Source organism: Roseicyclus sp. (genome assembly GCF_052168335.1).
In the GTDB taxonomy this organism is placed as follows: Bacteria; Pseudomonadota; Alphaproteobacteria; order Rhodobacterales; family Rhodobacteraceae; genus Roseibacterium.
Genome location: NZ_JBQLZP010000390.1, coordinates 1 through 1,275 on the forward strand (window position 1 = coordinate 1; position 1,275 = coordinate 1,275).

At 72.5% G+C, this 1,275-nt stretch carries 1 protein-coding gene; it reads right to left on the reverse strand.

The window, feature by feature from the left end:
* A partial coding sequence (locus ACTS11_RS11940) for an HAD-IC family P-type ATPase (RefSeq protein ID WP_442640538.1) occupies positions 1-1,275 on the reverse strand: 1,275 nt, incomplete at both ends.

Here is a 1,275-nt window from a genome sequence, read left to right on the forward strand (position 1 = left end):
GGCGCACGGTCCCGCCAGCCCAGGTCCCCTCGACGCCATAGCCCGGCACCTCGCGCGCGCCGGTCACGTTCGCGGGCCGGATGCCGCGGGCGCGGAGCCCTTTCGCCAGCGCCTCTGCCAGCGGGTGCGAGGAGACCGCGGCGAGCGCGAGGGCAACGCGCATCGGCTCCTCCGGCTGGTCTTCGAGACCCACGGGATCGGGCGCGCCCGTCGTCAGCGTGCCGGTCTTGTCGAAAACGACGGTATCGGCCTCGGCCAGCCGCTCGAGCGCGGTGCCGTCCTTGATGAGGAGGCCCTTGCGGAAGAGCCGCCCGGAGGCGGCGGTCGTCACCGCGGGCACCGCGAGGGCGAGCGCGCAGGGGCAGGTGATGATGAGGACGGCCGCCGCGATGTTGAGCGCGATGCGCAGGTCCTGGGTGTAGAGCCACCAGCCCACGGCCGCGACGACGGCGAGGATGTGGACCCCCGGCGCGTAGAGCTTGGCCGCCTGGTCGGCGAGCGAGTTGTAGTTGGCGCGCCCCGACTCGGCCACCGCCACGAGGTCCGCGATCCGGTGGAGCGAGGTGTCGCGGCCCGCAGCCCTGACCTCGACGAGGAGCGGGCCGGTCAGGTTCACCTCGCCCGCGCTGACGGCCATTCCGGGACCGGCATAGACCGGCAGGCTCTCCCCGGTCATGAGCGAGCGGTCGAGTTCGGACGAGCCTTCGGTGACGATCCCGTCGACCGGGATGCGCCCGCCGGGCTTCACCCGGACGACGTCGCCCACGGCGAGGTCGGCGGCGGCCACGATCTCCTCCCCCGCCGCGGTCACGCGGAGGGCGCGGGGCACCTCGAGCGCGGCGAGCTCCTGCGCGGCCGAACGGGCGGAGGCGCGCGTGCGGTGGTCGAGGTAGCGCCCGCCGAGCAGGAAGAAGCACAGCATGATCGCCGCGTCGAAATAGGCGTGGTGGCCCGAGTGGATCGTCTCGTAGAGCGAGGTGCCCACGGCCAGCCCGATCGCCAGCGTGATCGGCACGTCCATGTTGAGCCGTCGCCCCTTGAGCGCGCCCCAGGCCGAGACGTAGAAGGGCTTGCCCGAGAAGATCACGGCGGGGATCGCGATGGCGGCACTGATCCAGTGCATCATGTCGCGGGTCACGCCCTCGGCCCCCGACCAGACGGCGACCGACAGGAGCATGACGTTCATCATGCCGAAGAAGGCGACGGCGAGCCGCATCAGGAGGTCGTGCCGGGTGAGCGCGTGGATCGCGTCGCCGATCGCCGTTTCGGCGAGCC